Here is a 15,907-nt window from a genome sequence, read left to right as displayed (position 1 = left end):
CCGCATCCCGGCATCCTCGCTCACGCGATCAAGGATCGCATCGCTGCGGACGCGCAGTCGCGCTTGCGGATGCTGCGCATCGGTTTGAAGCTTTCTCTTGGCTGAAACGTGCGTTCAACCAGGCGGAAGCCCTGTTCTGCTAGATAAGACGTCATGGTCAGGAAATTCGTCGCAATCACGCTTGGTGCCGCCGCTGTTCTCTCCAGCGCGGCCATTGCAATGCCTCCCGCCAGCGATTGGGAAATCGGCCCGTGGGCGCGCGGCAAGAACTATTCGGTCGGTATGCCAGCCTCTCCGAGCGAAGGCGCAGACGGCAGCCTCGTGGTCGATTTCCCCCGCGCTGGTCGCGGCGAATGGGATGCGCTCACCACCGGAATATATCCGCTCGAACGGTTCGAGCGCGTTACCGTGCGCTATCGCATCGATGCCGCGCCCGGCACGCGCTTCGTCGCGGTCGATGACCCCGAAACCGCACCCACCATCTCGCTCTACTTCCAGCGCGCCCGCGACAACTGGACGGCGCGGGGCAAATACGCCTCGTATCGCTGGTATGCGCCCGCGCATAAGCTGATGCCGATCACGCCAGGCGTGCACACGATCTCGATCCGGCTCGACGATCGCTGGACCAATGTCGCGCACCGACCCAACACCGAGTATCCGCGCGAATACGACGCCGCGCTCGGCGACACCGCGCGGTTCGGGTTCGCCTTCGGCACACCGCTGCTGCGCAGCCACGGTGTCGCCGCAACCGGCGATGCACGCTTCACGCTGCTCTCGATCGATTTCGAGTAGGACCAAAGCGATAGCGCGAGCGGCTCGATCGACGAAGGTCCGTGATCGTTTCCCTCAATCAATCTTCGCGTATTAATCGATTGGACTGATTACCGACGATCCATCATTCTCCTGTCATCAGGCTCGGATAATGTCCGAGTCCCTACGAGAGAGGAGACCCCGACAATGGACGCGAAGACCGGAGAAATGAGTGGCTGCCCGTTCCACGGCGATGGCGCAATGCGCTCGCTGCTGGGACGCACCAACCGCGACTGGTGGCCCGAAGCGATGCAGCTCGACATCCTGACCGAGGGTGGACGCAGCGCCAATCCGATGGGCGAGGATTTCGACTATGCCGAAGCCTTCAACGCGATCGATTACACCGCGCTGAAGCAGGACCTGACTGCGCTCATGACCGACAGCCAGGACTGGTGGCCGGCGGATTATGGCCACTACGGCCCGTTCTTCATCCGCATGGCGTGGCACGCCGCAGGCACCTACCGCACCGGCGACGGACGCGGCGGCGCAGGCTCGGGCCAGCAACGCTTTGCCCCGCTCAATTCCTGGCCGGACAACGGCAACCTCGACAAGGCCCGCCGCCTGCTGTGGCCGATCAAGCAGAAATACGGCAAGCACATCAGCTGGGCCGACCTGTTCATCCTCACCGGCAACGTCGCGATCGAAAGCATGGGCGGACCGGTGTTCGGCTTCGGCGGCGGCCGCGCCGACGTATTCGAGCCCGAAAGCGTGTATTGGGGCACCGAAGAGCAGTGGGTGAATGAAGGCGTCGCCACGCGCATCATCCCCGATGAGGGCAAGGCGCTCGAGAACCCGCTGGCCGCGATCCAGATGGGGCTGATCTATGTCAATCCCGAAGGCCCCGGCGGCAACCCCGATCCGATGCAATCGGCGCGCGACATGCGCGAAACCTTCGCCCGGATGGCGATGAACGATGAGGAAACCGTCGCGCTGACCGCTGGCGGACATGCCTTCGGCAAGGCGCACGGTGCGCACCCCGCCGACACCTTCGGCGGCGCTCCGGAGAGTGAAGTGCTCGAACTGCAGGGCTTCGGCTGGCTCAACGACGAGGAAGAGATCGCCAAGGGCAACATCACCACGTCGGGCATCGAGGGATCGTGGTCGAACAATCCGACTGCGTGGAGCCACGATTATTTCCGGCTGCTGTTCAAATACGAGTTCGAGCTGGTGAAAAGTCCGGCAGGCGCAAATCAGTGGACCCCGATCAATCCCGAGGAGGCGGACCTCGCCCCCGATGCGCGCGATCCTTCGAAGAAGGTTCCGACCATGATGACCACCGCCGACATGGCGCTCAAGATGGACCCGGAATACCGCAAGATCTCCGAGCGTTTCCACCAGCATCCCGAACAGCTGGATGACGCCTTCGCGCGCGCCTGGTTCAAGCTTTGCCACCGCGATATGGGTCCGAAGGTCCGCTACATGGGTCCTGAAGTGCCCGAGGAAACGCTGATCTGGATGGACCCGGTTCCGGCTGGCACCAAGCCATCCGATGGTGCTGTCTCGGCATTCAAGGAAGCGATCCTGGCTAGCGGCCTGACCACCAGCGAGCTGGTGAAGGCGGCCTGGGCTTCGGCTTCGACCTATCGCAACTCGGACCATCGCGGCGGTGCGAACGGCGCGCGGGTGCGGCTCGCCCCGCAAAAGGACTGGAAAGCGAACGATCCTGACGAGCTGGCCAAGGTCCTCGCGAAGATCGACGAGCTGCGCGGCGATCTGTCGATGGCCGACGCAATCGTTCTGGCCGGCTCGGCAGCGGTCGAACAGGCGGCGAAGAAAGCCGGGTTCGACGTCACCGTCCCGTTCCTCGGCGGGCGCGGCGATGCGACCGACGAGCACACCGACGCGGAAAGCTTCGAGCCGATGGAACCGTTTGCCGACGGGTTCCGCAACTACCTCAAGACCAAGGCCAATGTCCGCACCGAAGACATGCTGATCGACCGGGCGCACCTGCTCGGCCTGTCGATCCCCGAGCTTGCGGTGCTGGTCGGCGGCTTGCGCGCGTTGGGCGCGGTCAGCGGCAACACCGGGCACGGCGTCTTCACCGACCGTCCGGGCACGCTGACGCCGGACTTCTTCACCAACCTGCTCGACATGGGGACCAAGTGGGCCCCGGTCGATGGCAGCGGCGATGAGGAATATGTCGGCACCGATCGCAAGACCGGCGAAGAAAAGTACCGCGCCACCCGCGCGGACCTGGTGTTCGGCTCGAACTCGCAGTTGCGGGCGCAGGCCGAACACTATGCCGAGAGCGGCAACGAAGAACGCTTCGTCAACGACTTCATCGCCGCGTGGACCAAGGTGATGAACGCCGACCGCTTCGACGTGACCTGCGCGAAGTATCACGCGTAGCGCGGGCGCATCGACGCCGATCCGGCCAGCGCCCCCTCAAGGCCGGATCGCACAAGGCCCTCGGCATGCACTGCCGGGGCCTTTCTTATCGCAGGCACGAAAAAGGGCCGCGGCGCTGCGCCGCGGCCCCCTGTGTCGCACTACCCGGACCCATTGCGTCCGGGGACGCGCCTCAGTCGTCCTGCGGCTTCTTGTTCGCGTCCTTGAACATGTCCTTGTCGAACGTCTCGGGTGCGGGCGCGGTTTCACCCTCGACCCCGGCAGCGATCTCCTCTTCTGTCAGGAAACGGATCGCAATGCCTAGCGCGCGCGTCTTGCCCCAGCTGTCGAGGCTGACCTTGCTCTCGCCGTAGGTGACGTTGACAACTGCATCGGCGCCCATCTTCTCGCCGCGTTCCCACACCTCGTTGTAGATCTTGTCCTGCGAAGGTTCCTTGCTGAAAATCGTCGCCTTGCGGACGCCGGCGGAAACCGGGCCGACGATCTTGTACGGCTTGTCGGTGATATCGTACGGGAACACCGGCACGCCGACTTCCTCGTTCACGACCACGAATTCCTCGTGGTCGTCGGCGAGCACCGGCAGCGCGGGAACAGTCAACGAAACCGCGACCAGCGCGGCGGCACACAATCTGAATTTCATTACGACCCCCATGGTTGGCGAAAATGCCGTTTGAACAATCGAACGGTTCCCCGCTAGTGTCAATTCGTTCTGCCAAGGCGCAAGGAAATTTCCACTCCGCGCAGAGACGGCAATGGGGGTCGCATGATTTCAGGTGTAGTTCTGGGACTGGCGCTGCAAGCGGCGGATGTCCCGCCCGAACCCGATTTCGCGGTTGATCCTGCTGCGGAAGCCGCCGGGGACGGCGATCCAGCCACGCTCAACACCGGCGCGAATCCGGCAGCCGCGGAGGCCGAAGCGCCCTCCGGGCCGATAATCCAGCCGGCACCCGTGCCCGATATCCCCCGCGATACGCCGGTGCGGTTGATGGTGCTCAACGAAGTCTCGACCAAGGATCACGAACCCGGGCACAAGTTCAAGCTGCGCGTCGATGCGCCGGTCCTGGTCGATGGCGAGGAAGTGATCCCGGTCGGCACGATCGCCTGGGGCGAGTTGCTGACAGCCGAGAAGAGCGGCAATGTCGGCAGGAGCGGCAAGCTTTCAGCCCGCCTGCTCCACATCGACCTCGACGGACGGGAAATCCCTATCGACGGCGAAGCCAGCGCCGATGGCAAATCGGGCAAGGGCGAAACGATCATGGGCGTGATCGGCCTCGGAGTCCTCGGCCTGTTCGCCAAGGGCAACAATGCCAAGCTGAAGGCCGGCGAAAAGATGACCGCGTTTGTCGCCGACGACGTGATGCTGGACAATCCGTCCGATGCCGGTTCGTAGGCTGGCCATCCTCGCGCCGATGGTGCTGATCGGCGCACCGCTCGCGGCGCAGCAGGCGGCGCAGGACTTGGGTCCTTCGCAACCTGTCGCAACCAGCCCGACGGGTGCTATCATGCGCGGCGACGCGGTGATACTGCCGGTCAAGTCCCGTCTCGTGTTCGTGACCAGCGAAGAGATTTCGAGCCGCCGCGCCCGCAAGGGCGATCTCATCAAACTGGCGCTGCGGGACGATCTCTTGTTCGAAGGCGACGTCCTGGTTCCCGCCGGGACATCGGCCCTGGGCGAGATCACCTTCGCGCAGAAAAAGGGCTTTATGGGAGAAGGCGGCAAACTATCGGCGCGCACGCTCTATTTCGACCTGCCGAGCGGACCGGTGCGGATCACCGGTCCGCTGGTGCAGGCGGGAGAGGACCAGACCGAGCTCGCCACACTGGTAGCCACAGCCTCGCTGGGGATGTTCATGTTCGTGACCGGCAAGAGCGCGGTGATCCCCAAAGGAACGCAGCTGACCGCGGTGCTGGATCGCGAGGCGCGGATCCCCGTGCCGGAGCGCGAACCGGACGCACCCGCCGCCGCGCCCTAGATCCAGCCGCTGTCGCGCAAATCGCCGACCTGCGCGCGGGCGACCGGAGCCTCGATCCCGCGCGGCAGCTTCAACCGGACATTGCGCCCCTCGCGCACCACCTCCTCTACCGCGCCGCGCGCAACCCACCAGCTGCGGTGGACCTGCCGCCCTTCGATCCCGTCCAGCTCGGCGATCGCATCGCGCAGCCGCAGCAGCACCAGTTCCGAACCGAGCGCGGTGTGCACCCGGACATAATGGTCTTCCATCTCGAGCGCGATCACGTCGGTTCCCAAGTCGGCTGGCAGGCGATCAAGAAGGGGAGTGCGTACCGGCTCAGGACCGGCGGCTACCGGCGATGCGGCGACGAAGCCTAGCGTAGTCGCTTTGGGCGGCGACCGCTTCTCCAGAAGCTGGAAGATGATCACCACCACCGCGCCTATCACCAGCACATGCGCGTATGTCTGTGAAATCGCGCCGTAGCGCGGGACGACGAACGGCCCGGGCAGCTGGTTCACCAGAATGACGATGGCCGTCATCGGGACGGTCCCGATCAGGACCGCGGCGACCCACAATGTCCAATCGGGCAAGGCGAGCCTGCGCCCGAAGCTCAACACCAAACCCGCCACCGGCACATAGCACAGGTATCCTGCGAAGCTCAGCACAACCCAGTACAGGAACCGAATCTCGAGCGGCTGCATGTAACTGCCGAACGGCCCGAGCAGTGCGAGGCCAAATCCGATTATCGCCATGATCGCGAGATCGACCACCAGCTGGCGCAGCCGGAGGGTCGTCGATTCAGATGGCAGCTCGCTCATGAGCCGCCGAGCCTAGCGCCCGTTCGCGCTTCGTAAAGTGGCAAACCCGCAAAAAACGGCGGGTTTCACGCAAGAAGTTGCCGGAATACGAAGCTCGCATTGCCTGCGAATCGGCAGGTGCCAGGCTCAGCCCCGATCAACAACCCGGAGCTTTGCATGGCCAGTCACACAGCAATCCCATTTCAGCCCGTCCGGCACGCTGCTGGCGCGCGCGGTTTCGATATCGGGCCGAAAACCCGCGCACTGGTGGCACTCGTCGCGATCATAATGACCACGATCTCATTTGTTGCGATCATTCGCGGGCTGGCCGGGATCGCACCGGCCCACGCCAACATCCGCGAGCTTGCGATCGTGCTTCATGTCGCGACCGTGCTGCCTGCCATTCCCCTCGGCGGCTATCTTCTGCTCGCGCGCAAGGGCGGGCCGCGCCACAAGTCGCTCGGCAAGGTCTGGATCGGCTTGATGCTCGTGACGGCTACCTGCGCAATCTTCATCGGTCGCGATTTCAGCTGGATACATCTGTTCGTTCCGTTGACGTTCTGGACATCATGGAAGACGATTCAGACCGCCCGCGCACGCGATCTTGATGGTCACAGAAAGGAAATCCTCGGCTTCTATCTCGGCGCGCTGACAATCCCCGGCATTGTCGCCTTTGCGATTCCCGGGCGGTTGATGAATGTCTGGCTGTTCTGGTGAGCGGATGCGACAACCCTCACCGCAAGGGCGGCGGCGCGGGCCTGCGGGTCAGCGTCGCCGCTTCAGCACCAGGTACAGCGCGCCGTCTCCGCCGTGCCGCTGGTGGGCGCGGCGCACGGCCGCGATGCTGTCGGCGTGATGGCTCGCGGCGAGCCAGTCGAGCAGCTTGGCGCGGATCGCTCCGCGTCGGCTCGCGCGGTCGGCGGGATCGACCGGCCGCTCGCGCCCCGCGACCACCAGCACCAGCCGTGCGTCCATCGCCCGCGCCTGATCCAGACCGGTGGTGATCCGGTCGTACGCACGGTCGAGCGTGTGGCCGTGCAGGTCGAGCGTGTAGTCGGGGCTGACCTGCCCGGCCTTGAGCTTGCGGTCCCAGTGCGAATCGAGGCCGCCGGTTCGTGCAGCGGGTCTCGCCGGCGGCGCGGGAGCGATCGGTGCGGTCTGGCGCGGGCGCGTCCGGGTGGGTTCGGGCGACGAAGTGATCGGGTCCGCGGCGACCGTTGGAGCGCGCCGCCCCTCGAGCGGGGTGACGCTTTCCGCGAGCCGTGCCCACGCCGCCTGTTCCCCTGCGGTGAGACCGCGCGGTACACTCATCGTACGGAGGTGAGCCGTTCGACCGCGCCCTTGGGCAGCAATACCAGTGCAGTGCCGCGCCCGCTCATCCCACCCGCGATCGCGCGCGCATCGGCCCCCGCGCCCCAGAACGTGTCGAACCGGTTCGCCCCCTTGATCGCGCCGCCGGTGTCCTGCGCGATCCACAGCCCGTTGGCTTCGCGCCGGTCAAGTTCGAGCCACACGGGCGCTCCGAGCGGGACGAAATTGGGATCGGCCGCGACCGAGCTTTCGCGGCGGACCGGCACCCCGAGCGCGCCCAGCGGCCCGTCTCCGGTCAGCTCGCGGAAGAACACCCAGCTCTTGTTGAGCCGCATCAGTGCAAGCCCTTCCTCCGGGTTTTCGCGGATATAGGCCATGATGCCCTGCATCGATCCGGGGTACTGCCCAGGGCCGTCGCCCAGCAGCCCGCGCTCGCGCATGACGCCGCCGACGCCGGTGTAACCGCGTCCGTTCTGCCCGGCATAACCGATGCGGATCACCTCGCCCGTCTCGGTGCGGATGCGGCCCGATCCTTGAATCTGGAGGAAGAACAGTTCGACCGGGTCGGCTGCCCAGGCGATCACCGGAGCGCGTCCTTCCAGCGCGCCGTCCTCGATCTCGGCGCGCTCGAAATAGGGAACATACGATCCATCGGGCAGACGGCGCGACAGCGGAGCGCGGCCACTGCGCTCGGCCTGCGGCACGTCATCGGGCCAGCCGCGCTCGAGATCGGGCGGCATCGCGTAAACCGGCGCATAGCCCGGCTTTCGGGTGCGGCTTCCGGCGATTTCCGGTTCGAAATAGCCGGTGGCAAAGGCCCGGCCGTCGCCGATCCGCACGGCTTCGAAATGGGTCGCGAAAAACGCGCGGGCGCGGGCCGCGTCCCAGCCGCGCGCCGCCGCGCAGGCGGGCCGCCAGTCGGCGGCAACGGTCAATCCGCTGGCATCGTCGCGCCGCAGCAATTGCGGGCAGGATTCGACGAAACTTGCCAGCGCGGATGCGGCATCGCCCGCCGACACCGAAAGCGCACCCACGCTAGGGCCGCGCGCGACCCCGGCGAAAGCGGCGGTGGTGGCGGACGGCATCGTTGGCGGCGTGGCGACGGGCGGGCCGGGCGCAGTGGATTTGGGAATGATCGTGCATCCGGCCAGCATCAGCAGGGCCGACAGCGCCAGTCCGGAGCGAAAGCGGGATGATTGGGGGCGGCGGGTAGCGCGCGCGACCGGGCCGAGCCGGATCACATCTGGCAAACGGCCTGCCCCGGAACGCACCGGCCTAGCCTTCGTCGGTTTCGTCGAGCAGCCAGTTGGGGTCGCGCGATGCAACGTTGCGCGAAAACGTCCAGACGTCGCGGCTTTCCAACGCATCGTCGAGCGAACCGGCGACGACGTTGCCGTCTTCGTCGCGGGTCACCGCCGCGATGTCGGACACGAACAGCACCGCGATCCGTGCGAACTTGCCGTCGAGCGAGGCCGAATGAATCCGCGTTTCCTCGATCCGCACCAACGTGTTGTCGAGCGTGTGCCCGGCATCCTCGCGCGCGGTGATCGCCGCGTCGAACCCGGCATAGACATCGTCGTCGCACAGCTCGCGAAGCGTTTCGCGATCGCCGTCCCAGAAGGCTTCGAGCACCATTTCGTAGGCACCCTTCGCGCCATCGAGAAAGGCATGGAGATCGAAGCGGCTGTCGGCCTGGGCAATCTCTCGAATGCCGCGCTCGACTGCTGGCATCACCCCTTCGATGCGGGTGACGCGCGGAGTCGGCAGCGGCGCTGCCTGCTGCGGCGCTTCGGATTGCGGGGGCTGCTTCTCGCCCGGATCGAAGCGCTGCGGCACCGATTCCTCTTCGTGCTCGGCCCGGCGGCCCAGCACCGAATAGAGCCGCAGTCCGAGGAACGCGGCGATCATGGCGAGAATGACGATTTCTAGAATCACGATATCTACCCGGTTGTCATCGGAGCCTACGCGCATTGCATCGCAAGGTTCCAGCATTCCTCCGTGCCCTAAATAGGCGCTAAATACAATTCGACAACGACCATGCGAGGGCACTTCGGAGGATTTTGCGCGTGTTTCGTCTGGTTGCGAGCACGCTTTGCGCCTGCTAGGCGCGCCGCCGACAGTGCGTCGTGCGCGGCGCGCGATTTCCGCTACCCAAATTCGAAAGACACAGACCATGGCCGAAGAAGGCGACGTTCTCACCGATCTCAACTCCCAGCCCGGCGCCGGCAACGGCGCGGACACCCAGCCGACCGCCGGGATCATCACCCAGTACGTGAAGGATCTGTCGGTCGAAAATCCCAACGCGCCCGATGTCTATCAATGGCAGGACCAGCCCAAGATCGACGTGCAGTTCAACATCGGTGCCGAGCCGATGAACGCGGAAGTGACCGAGGTCACGCTGAAGATCAACATCACCGCCAGCACCGACAAGGGCACGGTCTACATCGTCGAGCTCGATTATTGCGGGCTGGTGGGCATCCGCAACATTCCAGAAGACCAGGCGCACGCCTACCTGTTCGCCGAAGCGCCGCGGATTCTCTTCCCGTTCGCCCGCCGCGTGGTGGCCGATGCGGTGCGCGATGCGGGCTTCCCGCCGCTGATGGTCGATCCGGTCGATTTCAACGGCCTCTACGTCCAGCAGCTGCAGGCCAGCCGCCAGCAGGGCACCGCCGCTCCGGGCGCGACCCCGCCCGCCGAAGGCGACGCGTAACCAGCGCGCCAGACGGGCCTGAGCCATGAGCCTGCTAAAGAGCGTCGGCACGATCGGTTCGCTCACGCTGGTGAGCCGCATCGCCGGGATGGCGCGCGAGATGATCTTTTCGCGCGTGCTCGGTGCCAATGCGGTCACCGATGCGTGGTTCCAGGCGTTCATCATCCCCAACGTCTTTCGTCGGCTGTTCGCCGAGGGGGCATTCTCGGCGGCGTTCGTGCCGATGTTCTCGAAGCGGCTGCACGGCGAAGGCGGGATCGAGGAGGCGCGCTCGTTCAGCGCCGACGTTCTCAGCGTGTTCCTGCCGGTACTGATCGCGCTGGTCGCGCTGTTCGAGCTGATCATGCCCGGCGTGATCTGGCTGCTCGCGGAAAAGCCGGTCGATCCCGAGACCTTTCCGCTGGCGGTCGATTTCGCGCGGATCATGTTCCCCTACATCCTGCTGGTCAGCCTTGTCACGCTGTTCACCGGCATGCTCAATTCGGTCTCTCGGTTTGCGCCGGGAGCGAGTTTTCCAATCATCCTCAACGTCATCCTGATCGCGGTGCTGCTGATCGGGGAGCGCTGGATGGCGACCGGCGCGAGCCTCGAACAGGTGGCCTACGGCATCGCCTGGACGGTGACCGGCGCGGGGGTGATGCAGCTCGCGTGGCTGTATTACTGGGTCCGGGTCGAAGGGTTCGAGGTCCGGATGCGCTGGCCGCGAATCACCCCCGAAGTGAAGCGGCTGAGCATCATCGCCCTGCCTGCGGCAATCGGCGGCGGGGCGTACCAGATCAACACCCTGGTCCAGCTCTACTTCCTCAACCAGCTCGAAAGCGGATCGGTCAGCTACATGAATTACGCCGACCGTCTGAACCAGTTGCCGCTGGGGATCATCGGGATCGCGCTGTCGACCGCGATCCTGCCGACGCTGAGCAAGTTCGTCGGCAGCGACAATCGCGAAGGGGCGGAGCAGATCCAGTCTGACGCGATCGAGCTGTCGATGCTGCTGACGCTGCCCGCCGCCGTAGCGCTGGCGATCTGCGCCGAACCGTTCGTGATCATGATCTTCCAGGGCGGACGCTTCGATCTCGCCGATGCGGCCATGACCGGCGCCGTGCTGGCGGCGCTGGTGATGGGCCTTCCCGCCTATGTGATGGTGAAGGTGCTGGTGCCCAATTTCTACGCGAGGGCGGATACGAAAACGCCGGTCTATGCCGCGTTCACCTCCCTGACGGTGTTCGTGATCTTCAACATCGTGTTCGTCGCGCAGCTCGGGGTTGTCGGGGTCGCAATGGCCAGCGTCATCGGGGCGTGGCTCAATGTCGGCTACCTCTACGTCGTGCTTGTCAGTCGCGACTATTACCGCATGCCCCTGCCGCTGTTCGGCCGGATCGCGCGCCAGCTCGTCGCGGCTGCCGCGATGGGCGCGGCGCTCTATTACACGCGCGGGCTGCTGACCGAATTCTACTCGGCCGGGCTGTTCGAACGGCTGTTCGCGCTGATCGCACTGGTCGGCGCGGCGATGATCGTCTATTTCGCCGCAGCCTTCCTGCTTGGTGCGGTCGATCGCGAACGCATTGCCAGGCTCACCCGAAAAACCGCCTGAAACAGAGAGACAGTTACGACATGCGCCCCGATTCCATGAGAGTCGTCTCCGGCATCCAGCCGACCGGCACGCCCCATCTCGGCAATTATCTCGGCGCGATCGTCAATTACGTGAAGCTGCAGGACGAAGCGCACGCTTCGGGTGGAGAGTGCTTCATTTTCCTCGCCGATCTCCACGCGCTGTCGATGCCGCACATCCCGGCAGAACTGACCGCCGCGACCCGCGAGATGGTGGCGACGCTGGTCGCCTGCGGGGTCGATCCGGGCAAGACGGTGCTGTTCAACCAGGCGCAGGTCCCCGCCCATGCCGAACTGCAATGGCTGCTCAACGGCACCGCGCGGATGGGCTGGCTCAACCGCATGACGCAGTGGAAGGACAAGGCCGGGAAAAACCGCGAAGGTCAGTCGATCGCGCTGTTCACCTATCCGGTCCTGCAGGCAGCCGACGTGCTGCTGTACCAGGCGACGCATGTGCCGGTGGGCGAGGACCAGAAGCAGCATCTCGAACTCGCGCGCGACATCGCGCAGAAATTCAACAACGATTTCTGCCCCGAAGACGCGCCCCTTTTCACCTTGCCCGAACCCTATATTCCGCCCGCCGCCGCGCGGATCATGTCGCTGCGCGACGGCACGGCCAAGATGAGCAAGTCCGACCCGTCGGAAATGAGCAGGATCAACCTGGTCGACGATGCCGATACGATCATGAAAAAGATCAAGAAGGCCAAGACCGATCCCGAACCGCTGCCGAGCGAGGACGCGGGGCTCGAAGGTCGCGCCGAAGCGGCCAACCTCGTCGCCATCTATGCCGCGCTCGCGCAATGCGACGTGGCAAAGGTGCTGAGCGAATATGGCGGGCAGGGTTTCGGTACGTTCAAGCCGGCGCTGGGCGAGCTGCTGATCGAGACCCTCGCGCCCATTTCGGCGCGGTTCCTCGAACTGAAGCAGGACCGCGAAGCGCTCGACGCGATTCTCGCGCGCGGTGCCGCCCGCGCCCGCGAACGCGGCGTGCCCACACTCGATGCCGCCTACAAGGCGCTCGGCCTGGTGCGGGGTTAACCGGTTCAAACTGCGTTCAAAGCCGGTTCATGCCTGGTTTTGCATATGAGCCGCTCTGGTGACGAGATGACGTGATGGTCAGATTGTCCGATCCGCGTCGCTCGACAGGCGGCCGTACCTTGCGGATCGCGGCATTCACGCGAGGGGAACGCACGAAGTCACTGGTGAACTGACAAAGGGTATGCCATGACTATTCCTCAGATGAATGCACGCAGGAACCTCGGACGCATTGCACTCTCGCTGGCGCTGGCTACCGGCCTCGCCGCCTGTGCCCCGTCCTTCAAAGCGGACGTTTCACGCTTCCAGAGCCAGCTTCCGGCCCCTTCGGGACAAACCTTTGCGGTCGTTGCAGAGGACCCCAAGCTTGCCGGCGGACTCGAATTCGCGCTCTATGCCGACATGGTCGAGGCCGAGATGGAACGGCTCGGCTACACCGAAGCGGCGCCCGAAAACGCGACCCTGCTGGTCCGCTTCGATTACGGGGTGGACAACGGCCGCGAGCGGGTGCGCAGCAGCGGACGAGGCTTCTACGATCCGTATTTCGGGCCGTGGGGCGGCTTTCGCGGCTACGGCTTCCGCCGCGGCTACGCCTTCGGGTTGTACGACCCGTGGCTCGCCGGGCCGGATGTGACCAGCTACACCGTCTACACCAGCGGCATCGATGTGAAGATCGATTCCGCCACCAGCGGAGAGCGGCTGTTCGAAGGCAAGGCGCAGGCCGTGTCGCGCACCAATCGGCTGCAGCAGCTGGTGCCGAACCTCGTCGATGCAATGTTCACCGATTTTCCGGGCAATTCCGGAGAGACCCTGCGCATCACGATCAATCCGGATGAAAAGGTAGTCAGGCGCACGGACTAGGGTCGCGTGAGATAGCACTCACCCTTGGATGGGACGAAAGGGCGGCGCCATGGGATCGGTGCCGCCTTTTTGTATCCAGCACCGGGCGCAGCGCCATCCCGATCTGTTACAGCTTCTCGTGACCGCCGGTTGACCCGAACCCGCCGGCACCGCGGGCGGTCGCGCCCAGCTCTGCCACTTCCGACCACGCGGCCTGCACCACCGGGGCCAGCACCAGTTGCGCCACCCGGTCGCCACGCGCAATCGCGAAGGGTTCGCTGCCGAGGTTGATCATGATGATCTTGAGCTCGCCGCGATAATCGCTGTCGATCGTGCCCGGCGTGTTGGGCACGGTGATGCCGTGCTTCAGCGCAAGGCCCGAGCGCGGGCGCACCTGGATTTCGTAACCCTGCGGAATTGCGAGCGACAGCCCGGTCGCGACCGGATGGCGCGCGCCGGGATCGAGCGTCACGTCCTCGGCGGACACCACGTCCATTCCCGCTGCGCCGTCCGTCGCATAGGCGGGCAGCGGCAGTCCGTCGCCATGCGGCAGGCGCTTCACTTCCACGTTGACTGTTGAGCTCACTCGGCGGCCTCGGCCTTGAGGCTGGCAGCGATCCGCTCGACCAGCGCGAGCGCGACCACGCGTTTGGGCATCCGTTCGAGGCTTTCGACACCTTCGGCGGTGACGATGTGGACGGTGTTCTGGTCGCCGCCCATTACGTCTCCGGATACGTCGTTGGCCACGATCCAGTCGGCTGCCTTGCGCTTGCGCTTGGCGGTGGCGTTCTTGATCACATCTTCGGTTTCGGCAGCGAATCCCACCACCAGCTCGGGCCGGTTCGAACCGGCGGCGATGTTGGTGAGGATATCGGGGTTCTCGGTCAGCATCAGCGCCGGCGGAGCGGAACCGCGCTTCTTGATCTTCTCGTCCTCATACGTCTTGGGCCGCCAGTCGGCGACCGCGGCAACCATCACCGCCGCATCGACCGGCAGCGCCTGCTTGACCGCCTTGCTCATCTGTTCGGCGGATTCGACATCGATGCGCTTGACCCCGGCGGGGGTCTTGAGCGCGACCGGGCCGGCGACCAGCGTCACTTCGGCCCCCAGCGCGGCCGCAGCGGCGGCGATCGCGAACCCTTGCTTTCCGCTCGAACGATTGGCGATGTAGCGCACCGGGTCGATCGCTTCCCAGGTCGGCCCGGCGGTAACCAGCACATGCCGCCCCTTGAGCGGCCGGTAATCCGCGGCAATGCCGAAACCCGCGCCGCCGAGCGCGTCTTCCTCGACGGTCTCGATTCCGGCATCGTCGCGCTTTGCCACGGTCTCGGGAGCAGGCTTGCGCTCGTCGACCTCGTGGTTGATCGCCGCGGGGTCGAGCGGCGGTGCCGCGCTTGCCGCACCCTTGGATGCGAGCGGCGAGCCGTCCAGATCGGGATTGAACTCGATCTCTTCCTCTTCGCCCTGCGTCTCGTCTTCCGCGATGTCCTCGCCGCCCTCGCAGTCCGCTGCTTCGGCCGGTTCGGCGGCCTCTTCGGGCTCGAGCAATTCGGCCTCGATATCCTCGTGACTGCGCTTGGGCGTCGAACGCGGGATGATCATCGACAACAGCCCGCCGAGCCCGCCGGCCTTGGCTTCGGGCTCTTCGGGTTCGCCCGCAGCAGCATCGTCCGCGACCGCGTGTTCGGGCTCGTCGGCCAGATCGGCCTCGTCGTTTGCGGCGACGACCGGGGCGGGATCCTCTACTTCGATCCCGAAGTGTCTGGCGATCTCGGCCCAGATCGCCTCGGGCTCGGGCAGCCGGCCATAGCCGAACTCGCCGCACGCCATCGGTCCCTCGTCGGGATCGAGCACGGCGACCCCCGCCTCGACCAGTTTGGCAACATTGCGCTGGGTCGATGCGTGCTCCCACATCCGCACGTTCATCGCCGGGACTGCCATCACCGGCTTGTCGGTCGCAAGGATCAGCGTGGTGGCGAGATCGTCTGCAATCCCTTCCGCCATTTTCGCCATCAGGTCGGCGGTGGCCGGGCAGACGACGATCAGGTCGGCCTCGCGCGAAAGCTGGATGTGGCCCATTTCGACCTCGTTCTTGAGATCGAACAGGCTGGTATAGACCTGGTTCTCGCTGAGCGCGGCGAGCGACATCGGAGTGACGAATTGCTGCCCGCCCCTGGTCACGACGCAAGTCACATCGCCGCCGCCCTTGCGGATCAGCCGGACGAGTTCGCACGACTTGTAGGCCGCGATACCGCCGCCCACGACCAACAGGATCTTCGGTCCCGACTTGCTCACCGTGCGTTCCCCCATGCGGGACCGGCGCGCAGGACAATCCGGCGGCTCATGCTTTCCTCAACTCCCATGCAGCACCAATACAGCGGGATACGACGCGCGGAACCTAGCTGCCCCGCGCGCTCGCGCCAAGTCCAAGCCGCAACTCATGCGCCTGCTTGGTTAACATCGCGCTTAAATCGCACGGTTCGCCGCCCGCCGAA

The 15,907-nt window shown here is 65.3% G+C and carries 17 protein-coding genes; 9 read left to right on the top strand and 8 right to left on the bottom strand.

Going from position 1 to position 15,907, the window contains the following annotated elements; all coding sequences use genetic code 11:
* Positions 1–20: 20 nt before the first annotated feature.
* The gene (locus tag KDC96_RS15615) at positions 21–215 is read right to left on the bottom strand and encodes a hypothetical protein (protein WP_212449389.1); all 195 of its coding nucleotides are present in this window, start codon (positions 213–215) and stop codon (positions 21–23) included.
* A 4-nt stretch (positions 216–219) separates the two neighbouring features.
* Between KDC96_RS15615 and KDC96_RS15610 the strand changes: the two genes are divergently transcribed.
* Together KDC96_RS15610 and katG are read left to right on the top strand one after the other, a co-directional pair.
* Positions 220–792 carry a hypothetical protein gene (locus tag KDC96_RS15610; RefSeq protein WP_212449388.1) on the top strand — a complete coding sequence of 191 codons (573 nt, stop codon included), beginning with the start codon at positions 220–222 and terminating at the stop codon, positions 790–792.
* Between the two features lie 165 nt (positions 793–957).
* Positions 958–3,159: a catalase/peroxidase HPI gene (gene katG, locus KDC96_RS15605; protein ID WP_212449387.1), complete on the top strand. Its 2,202-nt coding sequence runs from the start codon at positions 958–960 to the stop codon at positions 3,157–3,159.
* 172 nt (positions 3,160–3,331) lie between these two features.
* On the opposite strand, the gene KDC96_RS15600 is transcribed toward katG, so the two are convergent.
* Positions 3,332–3,799, bottom strand: a complete 468-nt coding sequence (locus KDC96_RS15600; RefSeq protein ID WP_212449386.1) for a hypothetical protein — start codon at positions 3,797–3,799, stop codon at positions 3,332–3,334.
* Between the two features lie 123 nt (positions 3,800–3,922).
* Between KDC96_RS15600 and KDC96_RS15595 the strand changes: the two genes are divergently transcribed.
* Together KDC96_RS15595 and KDC96_RS15590 are read left to right on the top strand one after the other, a co-directional pair.
* Entirely contained in the window at positions 3,923–4,549 is a 627-nt protein-coding gene (locus KDC96_RS15595; protein ID WP_212449385.1) for a hypothetical protein, read from the top strand.
* Entirely contained in the window at positions 4,536–5,132 is a 597-nt protein-coding gene (locus KDC96_RS15590; RefSeq protein ID WP_212449384.1) for a hypothetical protein, read from the top strand. Before KDC96_RS15595 ends, KDC96_RS15590 begins: the two co-directional genes overlap by 14 nt.
* On the opposite strand, the gene KDC96_RS15585 is transcribed toward KDC96_RS15590, so the two are convergent.
* Positions 5,129–5,929 carry a LytTR family DNA-binding domain-containing protein gene (locus tag KDC96_RS15585; protein WP_212449382.1) on the bottom strand — a complete coding sequence of 267 codons (801 nt, stop codon included), beginning with the start codon at positions 5,927–5,929 and terminating at the stop codon, positions 5,129–5,131. The genes KDC96_RS15590 and KDC96_RS15585 overlap by 4 nt on opposite strands.
* 246 nt (positions 5,930–6,175) lie before the next feature.
* Here KDC96_RS15585 and KDC96_RS15580 point away from each other — a divergent pair, with 246 nt between their 5' ends.
* On the top strand, positions 6,176–6,625 hold the full coding sequence (locus tag KDC96_RS15580; protein WP_249171831.1) for a DUF2306 domain-containing protein: 450 nt from the start codon (positions 6,176–6,178) through the stop codon (positions 6,623–6,625).
* 48 nt (positions 6,626–6,673) lie between these two features.
* On the opposite strand, the gene KDC96_RS15575 is transcribed toward KDC96_RS15580, so the two are convergent.
* The 3 genes from KDC96_RS15575 to KDC96_RS15565 all read right to left on the bottom strand — a co-directional run bounded on the left by KDC96_RS15575 (position 6,674) and on the right by KDC96_RS15565 (position 9,154).
* Positions 6,674–7,219, bottom strand: a complete 546-nt coding sequence (locus KDC96_RS15575) for a Smr/MutS family protein (protein ID WP_212449378.1) — start codon at positions 7,217–7,219, stop codon at positions 6,674–6,676.
* Positions 7,216–8,373 carry a murein transglycosylase A gene (locus KDC96_RS15570; RefSeq protein WP_212452788.1) on the bottom strand — a complete coding sequence of 386 codons (1,158 nt, stop codon included), beginning with the start codon at positions 8,371–8,373 and terminating at the stop codon, positions 7,216–7,218. Before KDC96_RS15570 ends, KDC96_RS15575 begins: the two co-directional genes overlap by 4 nt.
* Positions 8,374–8,494: 121 nt before the next feature.
* A complete protein-coding gene (locus KDC96_RS15565; RefSeq protein WP_212449376.1) occupies positions 8,495–9,154 on the bottom strand; it encodes a Tim44/TimA family putative adaptor protein in 660 nt (219 codons plus the stop codon).
* Positions 9,155–9,392: 238 nt separating this feature from the next.
* Here KDC96_RS15565 and secB point away from each other — a divergent pair, with 238 nt between their 5' ends.
* From secB to KDC96_RS15545, 4 genes are all read left to right on the top strand, one after another.
* A complete protein-coding gene (secB, locus tag KDC96_RS15560; RefSeq protein WP_212449374.1) occupies positions 9,393–9,929 on the top strand; it encodes a protein-export chaperone SecB in 537 nt (178 codons plus the stop codon).
* Between the two features lie 25 nt (positions 9,930–9,954).
* Complete coding sequence (murJ, locus tag KDC96_RS15555; RefSeq protein ID WP_212449372.1) at positions 9,955–11,520, top strand: murein biosynthesis integral membrane protein MurJ; 1,566 nt, start codon at positions 9,955–9,957, stop codon at positions 11,518–11,520.
* Positions 11,521–11,555: 35 nt separating this feature from the next.
* Entirely contained in the window at positions 11,556–12,575 is a 1,020-nt protein-coding gene (trpS, locus tag KDC96_RS15550) for a tryptophan--tRNA ligase (protein ID WP_212449370.1), read from the top strand.
* 186 nt (positions 12,576–12,761) lie between these two features.
* A complete protein-coding gene (locus KDC96_RS15545) occupies positions 12,762–13,433 on the top strand; it encodes a DUF4136 domain-containing protein (RefSeq protein ID WP_249171830.1) in 672 nt (223 codons plus the stop codon).
* Positions 13,434–13,539: 106 nt separating this feature from the next.
* Here KDC96_RS15545 and dut read toward each other — a convergent pair whose 3' ends face one another.
* Entirely contained in the window at positions 13,540–13,998 is a 459-nt protein-coding gene (gene dut, locus KDC96_RS15540; protein WP_212449368.1) for a dUTP diphosphatase, read from the bottom strand.
* A complete protein-coding gene (locus KDC96_RS15535; RefSeq protein WP_212449366.1) occupies positions 13,995–15,722 on the bottom strand; it encodes a phosphopantothenate--cysteine ligase family flavoprotein in 1,728 nt (575 codons plus the stop codon). Before KDC96_RS15535 ends, dut begins: the two co-directional genes overlap by 4 nt.
* Positions 15,723–15,907: the final 185 nt, after the last annotated feature.

This window comes from Erythrobacter sp. JK5 (assembly GCF_018205975.1).
Lineage (GTDB): Bacteria > Pseudomonadota > Alphaproteobacteria > Sphingomonadales > Sphingomonadaceae > Erythrobacter.
The sequence above is the reverse complement of the archived record's forward strand: the minus strand, read 5'-3'. Positions and strand labels throughout refer to the sequence as shown.

Coding starts and splice junctions, on each gene's coding strand:
- KDC96_RS15615 (WP_212449389.1), bottom strand. CDS start 215: ATGGCCGCGCTGGAGAGAACAGCGGCGGCACCAAGCGTGATTGCGACG.
- KDC96_RS15610 (WP_212449388.1), top strand. CDS start 220: ATGCCTCCCGCCAGCGATTGGGAAATCGGCCCGTGGGCGCGCGGCAAG.
- katG (WP_212449387.1), top strand. CDS start 958: ATGGACGCGAAGACCGGAGAAATGAGTGGCTGCCCGTTCCACGGCGAT.
- KDC96_RS15600 (WP_212449386.1), bottom strand. CDS start 3,799: ATGAAATTCAGATTGTGTGCCGCCGCGCTGGTCGCGGTTTCGTTGACT.
- KDC96_RS15595 (WP_212449385.1), top strand. CDS start 3,923: ATGATTTCAGGTGTAGTTCTGGGACTGGCGCTGCAAGCGGCGGATGTC.
- KDC96_RS15590 (WP_212449384.1), top strand. CDS start 4,536: ATGCCGGTTCGTAGGCTGGCCATCCTCGCGCCGATGGTGCTGATCGGC.
- KDC96_RS15585 (WP_212449382.1), bottom strand. CDS start 5,929: ATGAGCGAGCTGCCATCTGAATCGACGACCCTCCGGCTGCGCCAGCTG.
- KDC96_RS15575 (WP_212449378.1), bottom strand. CDS start 7,219: ATGAGTGTACCGCGCGGTCTCACCGCAGGGGAACAGGCGGCGTGGGCA.
- KDC96_RS15570 (WP_212452788.1), bottom strand. CDS start 8,373: ATGCTGGCCGGATGCACGATCATTCCCAAATCCACTGCGCCCGGCCCG.
- secB (WP_212449374.1), top strand. CDS start 9,393: ATGGCCGAAGAAGGCGACGTTCTCACCGATCTCAACTCCCAGCCCGGC.
- murJ (WP_212449372.1), top strand. CDS start 9,955: ATGAGCCTGCTAAAGAGCGTCGGCACGATCGGTTCGCTCACGCTGGTG.
- trpS (WP_212449370.1), top strand. CDS start 11,556: ATGAGAGTCGTCTCCGGCATCCAGCCGACCGGCACGCCCCATCTCGGC.
- KDC96_RS15545 (WP_249171830.1), top strand. CDS start 12,762: ATGACTATTCCTCAGATGAATGCACGCAGGAACCTCGGACGCATTGCA.
- KDC96_RS15535 (WP_212449366.1), bottom strand. CDS start 15,722: ATGGGGGAACGCACGGTGAGCAAGTCGGGACCGAAGATCCTGTTGGTC.